Below are 7,965 nucleotides of genomic sequence, written 5' to 3'. Positions count from 1 at the left end.
TTTCTACGATCGCTGCCTAGACATTCTCGCCGCCTTAGAAGAAGCTGAACTGGCCGTGTCGCGCATTCACCAAGAGCCGCGCGGCAATCTGCGCATCAACGCCCCTATGTCCTTTGGCATCCTCAACTTAGCGCCCGCGATCGCTGACTTTATGGCTCACTATCCCGAACTCCACGTGCAGCTCACCCTGAACGATCGCTTCATTGATCCGATTGAGGAAGGCTTTGATCTCACCGTGCGGATCTCCGAAACCTCAGATTTTCCAGGCGTCATTGTTCACACCATTGCTGCCGTCCAGCAGATTGTCTGCGCATCCCCTGGCTACCTAGCCAAGCATGGCACGCCCAACCATCCCCACGACCTACATGATCACTCTTGCTTATCCTATGGTTACTTATCCAGTCGTCGTCAGTGGCGGTTTATGGATGGAGAGGAAGACATTACCGTGCCCATTCACGGCGTCCTCTGTTCCAACAATGGCGACGTCCTGCGCCAAGCAGCTTTACGAGACCTAGGTATTGTCCTATTGCCATCGTTTATCGTGGGGGGCGACCTAGGTAGCGATCGCCTTCAGCGTTTATTTACCCACTACCACCTGCCCTCGTTGAACATTATGATCCTCTATCCAGTCAACCGACATCTGTCCACGAAGGTACAGATGCTCACCGAGTTTCTGAAAAACCGATTTCAAGCGATCGCCTTTGAGCCCTAGAGCCGCCCTAGCGTTAACCCAGAGATGTTTGCCAAATCCCCACATCAATGTAGCGACCAAACTTATAGCCCACCTGCTTGAGCACACCCGTTTCTTCAAACCCTAACTTTTGGTGTAGTTTTATACTGCCTTGGTTGGGTAATGCAATGATACCAATCATCTCCCGAAAACCACGGGTTGCGGCTGAATGTAGGAGTTCTCTGTACAGCAACGTTCCCAACCCTTGACCTAGCCTATCATGTGCCAAATAAATAGTAGATTCTACCGTATGGCTATAGGCTGATCGAGCACGGAAGGCACCATAATAGGCATAGCCAATAATCTCCTGGTTCACTTCCCCCACTAGCCAATCATGATGCACTCGTTTTTCCTGAATGCGTTGTTGCATAGCTAAAGCATTGATGGTCTCTAGCTCAAAGGTGATCGTTGTGTTTAAGATATACCAGTTGTAGATGTCGGTAATAGCGACACTATCATCGTCTGTGATCGGTCTGATCGTCATGTGGCTGATCCCCTAGCACTGTTAACGAATAGGATAGGATAGATGGGGAACAGTTGCTGATTGAGTCCACCCAAATCCTCTCTGACGATGGGGCATTCTCTGTGGTAGTCACGATCGCCTTCGCCCCACCCAAGACTGAATCCTTTATAGTGGTCAATAATGACGCATCGTTGACGACCATTGCCCACCTCCATTCTCGACCTCAAGCAGCTACAAACGGCGCTCCAATCCCATCTTGAGCGCCAGGATGTCTATAACCAAGACTGCGACCTGCACCTGCTGGCCCATGGGGAGGCCAACGTCACCTTTCGGCTGAATACGACGCAATTGGTGCGGGTGGCCGTGAATACCCCCAATCAACGGTTTGGCGGTGTCTTTAGTCGGATTACTCAGTTTGAGCAAACCATTCTCGCCTATCTCAGCGGTAGCGGTATCAGCCATGAGCTATACCAGGCTCAGCTAGCACCAAGCGATGATTTTCCCTGGACTTATTTAATCACCAATTATCTAGAAGGGCGATCGCTCAACTATAGCCCAGAGGATCTGAAAAAAGCAGCTCGGACCCTGGCCCAACTGCATCGATTGCCCCTGTCACCCAACCATGATCTATCCACGCTCATGCCCAAGGTGCCCGTGATAGACCAACCACTCTCCTTGTTCTACCAAGAATCTCAGTCCTACGCTCAGCCCTACATCGAGTCGCCCCAAGCCGATCCCCAGATCGTGGACTTGCTGAACCAGGTGCTGGATTTAGCCCAACAGCGCCTGTGGAGCGAAGCATGGCTGACCGACTGGCCCCATCGCTGCTTGGTACATAGCGACCATACCTATGAGAACTGGGTGGTGGGAAGCGATCGCGCCTATTTAATTGACTGGGAATGGGCAGAGATTGGATCGCCTGCGGGGGATCTGGGGCATTTTCTATCGCCGGTGACGGTGCAGCGCCGCCCTGGCTATCACATGCCCGAGAGCGATCGCGCCCTGTTCTTGCGGGAGTATTACGCGGCCTTGGACGACGATCGCTTAGCAGAAACCATCCAGCGCCATTTCACTGCCTTCGGCCCATTTCCAGCAGTGCGATCGCTTTGTTGGACAGCGGGGTATTGGATCACGGCCAACCGTTGGTATGCCGATGCCGGTAGCGCCAGCTCAACAGAACGCTTGCAGCGATTAGCACAAAGCCGATTGCAATTTCCCTTCCTCTGCGAGGCCGTCATGGCCTGGCTCAAAGAAGACCTTTAGCCCATCCAAGTGCTGTCTGTGGGCAAGAGAGTAGAGATTCATCCTCTCCTCATCTGATTTTCAGGAAGACAGCGGTGGTTTCTGCTAAAGTAAGCGCCTAGTGGCGATCGCCTTTTGTTTTCTATCTATGGTTGGTCTTACATCTAAGTTATCTCGTCAACAGCTATTTCAGTGGAGTCGCTGGCCCACATGGGCACGCGCCTACCTGCTCTTGCTCCCCGCCATCGGCATTATTGGACTTTTGTTTGGCGGCGGGTTGATTCTAGCCTGCTTGCAAAGCGTAGGCGTGATTGGCATCTTGGGCGAGGCCAAGCCATCTCTCGCCGCCTACGGTGCCGCCTTCTCCCATCCAGAATTGGGGCGATCGCTCTGGCTGAGTTTCTATCTGGCCGCGTTGGCCACTGGACTGTCTACGGTGATTAGCGTCGGTCTAGCCCTGCTGCTGCGGTCGGCGGGGCGCTGGGCCACGATCGCTTGTCAAATTACCTTACCCATTCCCCACCTGGTGGGCGTAGCGGGTATTCTGTTGCTGCTGTCGCCCAGTGGCTTCTTGGCACGGCTTCTGATGGCGTTTGGCTGGATTCAGTCGGATCAAGATGTGCCCCTGTTGGTGAACGACCCCCATAATTGGGGAGTCCTCATCCATTTTTTATGGAAAGAAATTCCTTTCATCACCCTGATTCTGCTGGCGGTTCTCCGGGGCATGAATCCCTACTACGAACATCAGGCGCGGGCCCTGGGAGCCAATCCCTGGCAATGCTTTTGGAACGTGACACTACCGATGATGAAGCCCGGCATTCTATCCGCTAGCCTGATCGTCTTCGGCTACATTTTTGCATCCTTTGAAGTGCCCTTTCTTTTGGGATCAACCCGCCCACGCACCCTGCCCGTTTTGGTCTACCGCGCCTTCACCGATACAGACCTAGGCAAACGCCCAGAAGCCGTCGCCCTAGGCTTACTGTTGTCCGGAGTATCCATGGCCATCCTCGCCCTCTACCTAGTGCTGACGGCTAAAAGTCGGCAACCCTATGCAGAGCGAGGTGATGCATGATCACCCTACCCCGCTATGGTCTGATTGGAGGGGCGATCGCCCTCCTGCTGCTTCCCTTTTTGCCCCTGGTGATTTGGTCCGTTGCCCAGAGCTGGTTTTTTCCCCAAGTTTTGCCAGACCAATGGACAATGACCCACTGGATGCAGATTTTTTCCCCCAGCTCCCGCATTGGCGAAGGACTGCTGCAAAGTTTAGCGATCGCTCTTGTCACCACCAGCCTGTCCCTAGTCGTCGGTCTGCCTGCCGGTCGCGCCCTAGGCACCCTGGACTTTCCGGGCAAAATGGTTCTGAAACTCTTCTTGCTGATGCCGATTATTGTCTCGCCCCTGGCCACCCTGATGGGCATCCAGTATGTCCTGATCCGCCTTAGCCTAAGCGGCACCATCCTCGGCGTGATTCTGGTTCATCTAATGCCCACCATTCCCTACATGACCCTAGTCTTGTCCAGCGTTTTCGCCAACCTCGATCTCGGCTACGAATTGCAGGCGCGATCGCTAGGGGGCTCGCCCTGGCAGGTTCTGTGGACGGTCACCCTACCGCTGATTGCTCCGGGGGTTGTGGTAGGGTCATTATTCGCCTTTTTAATCTCATGGAACGAATTTTTACTCACCTTTATCATCGGTGGTGGCCGCGTCTTTACCCTGCCAATGGTATTATTCACCCTGCTGCAAGGGGGAAATCACGGACTGGTGGCGGCGGTGGCCATCACCTCTGTGATTCCTGGTCTGGTGTTTCTGGTCTTTGCCAGCCGAGCCCTGCAGCAAAACCACGCCTTGGGCGGTCTTGGCAACGTTTAGCAACTCTCATTCCTGATCTCGTTCCTCCTGTCGTGACAGCCTCCAGCTATGGCCTATCTTGTTGTTGAACATTTAACCAAACAGTTTCAGGGTCATGTTGCCGTTCATGATCTCTGGCTGACCATGGCTCAGGGGGAGGTGCTGGCCCTGCTGGGGCCATCGGGCTGCGGCAAGTCTACAACCCTGCAACTGGTGGCCGGGTTGCTGCATCCCGATGCCGGAGCCATCTATTTAGAGGGTCGCCCCATGAACCACGTGCCGCCAGAGCGGCGAGATATGGCCCTTGTGCTGCAGCGGGGCCTGCTGTTTCCCCATCTCACCGTGGGGGAAAATGTCGCCTTTGGGCTGAAGATGCGCGGCATGAATCGGGTGGATCGAGACAAGGAAGCGATCGCCATGCTGCATCGAGTACAGCTCCAAGGCTTTGAACATCGTAAGCCATTGGAACTGTCTGGCGGTCAGGCCCAGCGGGTGGCCCTAGCGCGATCGCTGGTGATTGGCCCCAAGCTGCTGCTGCTCGATGAACCGCTTTCTGCCCTAGATGCCAACCTACGGGAAGAGATGCAGGACTTGATCCTCAGCCTACAGGCCCAGACCCAAGTCACCATGCTGATCGTCACCCACGACCAAGCCGAAGCCACAGTCATGGCCCAGCGCATTGCCCTGATGTTTGATGGGCAACTACGCCAGATGGATGCCCCCGAACGCCTCTACCGCTATCCCTGTGATGAAGCCACCGCCAGGTTTATGGGCGGCGTCAACTTCTTCACTGTCCAGGCCGAGCAGCACCAGTGGCACCTGCCCAGTGGTCAACGCCTCACCAGCTCCCTCGCCCACCAAGGGCCCCTGCGGGTGACCCTGCGACCCGAAGCGCTGAAGCTCTATACCGATGCCGCTCATCTGCCCGACGTACCGGGCAATTGTTTAGCCGGGGAAGCGATCGCCAATCGATTTACCGGCACCCAGCGGCGCATCACCGTAGCGATCGCCCCCAACCTCACCCTGCAGGTCTGGGGATCTCCCACCCAAGACATAGCCCTCGGACAAACCATCTGGTTATACATTCCGCCTGATGCCCTCTGGGGGCTGCCTAGCGAGCCCTGCCCGCCCGTCGTCATGCCTTCACCTGCCGTTCAGTCATGAGTTCAGTCATGCCATCTATGTCCTACCGTTTACTGCATCGTCGTCAATTTCTTGTCCTAGCCACCGCCGCGGGCCTGGCCACCCTCACCAGCAACTGCAATCGCCAAACCGCTCCCCCCAGCCTCGATCTCACCACTGCATCCTGGGATGACGTCGTGGCAGCAGCCCGAGGCAGCACCGTGCGCTGGGCCATGTGGGGCGGCAGTGACGTCACCAACGCCTACGCCGACCAATGGGTGGGCGATCGCCTCAAAACCGACTACGACATCACCCTCAACCGCATCCCCCTCAACGACACCGTAGAAGCCGTCAATAAAGTGGTGGGTGAAGTGCAGGCCGGGCTCACCAGCGGCGGCGACATTGACCTAATTTGGATCAATGGGGAAAACTTCCGCACCATGAAGCAGGGCAACCTGCTCTATGGCCCATTTACAGACCTCCTGCCCGCCATGGCCTACTATGATGTGGAGAACCCCTCTGTTCTCAATGACTTTGGCCTTCCTATTGATGGCTACGAAGCGCCCTACACCGGCTCCTACTACATCATGGCCAAAGACAGTAGCCGGGTTGATGCCACGCCGCAAAGCTTCGCCGACCTGCTGGATTGGGCCAAGGCCAACCCCGGCCGCTTTGCCTACGTCGCCCCGCCCGCCTTTGATGGCAGCCGCTTCTTACTCACCGTCCTCTACGGCGTCACCGGCGGCTATGAGCAATATGCAGGGGCAGACTTCAACGAAGCATTATGGGAGCAAAACGCGCCGCAAGTCGTGGCCTACCTCAAGGAACTGAAACCCTATCTCTGGCGCAGCGGCGACACCTATCCCCCCACCCAAACCCGGCTGAATGAACTGTTTGCCAACGGTGAAATTTGGATGCTGCCGATCTTTATTTCGCGGGTGGTCGAAGGGTTAACCACCGGACAGTTTCCCGACAGCACCACCGCCTTCAGTTTGCCAGGAGCTTCCCTGAATGACCCATCCTTCACCGCAATTCCCATCAATGCAGGCAATCCCGCTGGGGGTATGGTGTTGGCTAATCTCCTATCCAGCCCCGAGGGGCAACTGGAGAAATTTAAGCCCGAGGTTTGGGGCGATCCACCGCTGCTGGCCGTGGAGAAACTGCCTCCAGCGTTGCAGGCCCAATTTGCCCAAGTGACAGCCGACTATGGCCTACCGCTGCAAGAGCTAACAGAGAACACCGTGCCCTTGGTGAACGCCGAATATACCACCCGATTAGAAAATCTTTGGGAAACAGAACTGGCTGGGTAATCCCCACAGTTTGAGCCGAGGTATCCCACAGCTTGCGACGTGGGAAAACGTAAATCATGCTCAAATTCTTATGGGAAGAGGGTTGAGCCTATAGGAAGAGAGTGGAGCGGAGTCAAAACCCGGCACCCTAGCGTCATGTCATGAAGTCTGCCTATATGGAGAACACAACCTATATGGAGAACACCATGGTCTTTCAAGAACGAGCCTCCCGCGATCGCGGCGTGATTCAGGATAACCGCCTGATGGAGCTGCATCTCTATCCCGGCAACCGCTGCAACCGCGACTGCGACTTTTGTACCGTCTTTGGCTCCCCCAAAGGCTGGTACCACGACTACACCAGCGACCACCTCGATGCCGTCCTGCGTACCGTGATCTTGCATGATTTAGGAGCAGTGAAATTTTACGGCGGCGAACCAACGCTGAATGCCGATAACGTCATCTGGGCGATCGCTTATCTGCGAGACCATGGATTCACCGGCGCGATCGTCATCTATTCCAACGGCATCCAGGCCGATCGCCTCCTAACCATCCTCACATCTGATCCTCTCGGTAAAACCACCGCCTCCCTCAACTACTCCATCGCTACCGGTGATGGAGCGCCCCAAATGCCCTTGACGTCTCTCCACAAACTAGAAGCGTATGAGATAGCGCATCCAGGAGCGATCGCCATTGGTCATCCCGATATCGTCGATTCAGGACGCGGCATTGATCCCTTTACTGGGCAAGAATCGCGTCCCAAAGCTAGCCACACCTGCCCCCATTGCTACCCGGTGTTAAAAACCGACGGCACCGTCCACGCCTGCCCCTTTGCGGTGGAAAATCCTGCTCCGCATTTTCAGCTCGGCGATCTGTCCAGCGATCCAGAGGCGATTGCCCAAAACTTCCGCGCCTTCTTCACCTGGTTAGAGCAGGTGCATGAACCCTACGCCGTCGAACATAACCTACCTGCCTGCACCGTTTGCGGCTCCCATTTGGATGATCTACCCACCCCCCAGTTCCTAGAACCCGCCACTGCACCATCTCAGCCCTAGGTGAGTTGAGCGATCGCCGATCTATCTATTTTGTTCATGGATATCATTCATGGAAGCTTTTGTATGATTGAATACAGTTTTGTAGACTTAACATAAAGTAAAGCGATCGCTTTTATTCATTCATCCTTCATCCCATGGACGTTCCTATGACACAGTCTTCATCCACATCCTCCAACCCCACAGCCAAAACCTTGATTCAGATCAGCCAAGCTCTGTCCG

The 7,965-nt window shown here is 55.4% G+C and carries 8 protein-coding genes; 7 read left to right on the top strand and 1 reads right to left on the bottom strand.

Annotated elements, in window-relative coordinates; all coding sequences use genetic code 11:
* Positions 1 to 712, top strand: a 712-nt coding sequence (locus V6D20_09765) for a substrate binding domain-containing protein (protein HEY9816065.1), incomplete at its 5' end; no start/stop codon positions are given.
* A 13-nt stretch (positions 713 to 725) separates the two neighbouring features.
* Here the strand turns inward: V6D20_09765 and V6D20_09760 are convergent.
* Positions 726 to 1,214 carry an N-acetyltransferase family protein gene (locus V6D20_09760; GenBank protein ID HEY9816064.1) on the bottom strand — a complete coding sequence of 163 codons (489 nt, stop codon included), beginning with the start codon at positions 1,212 to 1,214 and terminating at the stop codon, positions 726 to 728.
* A gap of 180 nt (positions 1,215 to 1,394) precedes the next feature.
* Between V6D20_09760 and V6D20_09755 the strand changes: the two genes are divergently transcribed.
* The 6 genes from V6D20_09755 to V6D20_09730 all read left to right on the top strand — a co-directional run bounded on the left by V6D20_09755 (position 1,395) and on the right by V6D20_09730 (position 7,746).
* Entirely contained in the window at positions 1,395 to 2,456 is a 1,062-nt protein-coding gene (locus tag V6D20_09755; GenBank protein ID HEY9816063.1) for a phosphotransferase, read from the top strand.
* A gap of 127 nt (positions 2,457 to 2,583) precedes the next feature.
* Entirely contained in the window at positions 2,584 to 3,507 is a 924-nt protein-coding gene (locus V6D20_09750) for an ABC transporter permease subunit (GenBank protein HEY9816062.1), read from the top strand.
* Positions 3,504 to 4,304 carry an ABC transporter permease subunit gene (locus tag V6D20_09745; GenBank protein HEY9816061.1) on the top strand — a complete coding sequence of 267 codons (801 nt, stop codon included), beginning with the start codon at positions 3,504 to 3,506 and terminating at the stop codon, positions 4,302 to 4,304. The genes V6D20_09750 and V6D20_09745 overlap by 4 nt, the downstream gene beginning before the upstream one ends.
* A gap of 48 nt (positions 4,305 to 4,352) precedes the next feature.
* A complete protein-coding gene (locus tag V6D20_09740; protein HEY9816060.1) occupies positions 4,353 to 5,447 on the top strand; it encodes an ABC transporter ATP-binding protein in 1,095 nt (364 codons plus the stop codon).
* Positions 5,448 to 5,455: 8 nt separating this feature from the next.
* Positions 5,456 to 6,715: an ABC transporter substrate-binding protein gene (locus tag V6D20_09735; protein ID HEY9816059.1), complete on the top strand. Its 1,260-nt coding sequence runs from the start codon at positions 5,456 to 5,458 to the stop codon at positions 6,713 to 6,715.
* A 140-nt stretch (positions 6,716 to 6,855) separates the two neighbouring features.
* Positions 6,856 to 7,746 carry a radical SAM protein gene (locus V6D20_09730; protein HEY9816058.1) on the top strand — a complete coding sequence of 297 codons (891 nt, stop codon included), beginning with the start codon at positions 6,856 to 6,858 and terminating at the stop codon, positions 7,744 to 7,746.
* Positions 7,747 to 7,965: the final 219 nt, after the last annotated feature.

This window comes from Candidatus Obscuribacterales bacterium (assembly GCA_036703605.1).
Classification (GTDB): domain Bacteria; phylum Cyanobacteriota; class Cyanobacteriia; order RECH01; family RECH01; genus RECH01.
Note: the sequence above shows the minus strand (reverse complement) of the source record. Positions and strands in the feature narration are given on the sequence as shown.

Excerpts from the sequence above, each read along its gene's own strand:
- V6D20_09760 (HEY9816064.1), bottom strand. The coding sequence starts at position 1,214 with ATGACGATCAGACCGATCACAGACGATGATAGTGTCGCTATTACCGAC.
- V6D20_09750 (HEY9816062.1), top strand. The coding sequence starts at position 2,584 with ATGGTTGGTCTTACATCTAAGTTATCTCGTCAACAGCTATTTCAGTGG.
- V6D20_09745 (HEY9816061.1), top strand. The coding sequence starts at position 3,504 with ATGATCACCCTACCCCGCTATGGTCTGATTGGAGGGGCGATCGCCCTC.
- V6D20_09740 (HEY9816060.1), top strand. The coding sequence starts at position 4,353 with ATGGCCTATCTTGTTGTTGAACATTTAACCAAACAGTTTCAGGGTCAT.
- V6D20_09735 (HEY9816059.1), top strand. The coding sequence starts at position 5,456 with ATGCCATCTATGTCCTACCGTTTACTGCATCGTCGTCAATTTCTTGTC.
- V6D20_09730 (HEY9816058.1), top strand. The coding sequence starts at position 6,856 with ATGAAGTCTGCCTATATGGAGAACACAACCTATATGGAGAACACCATG.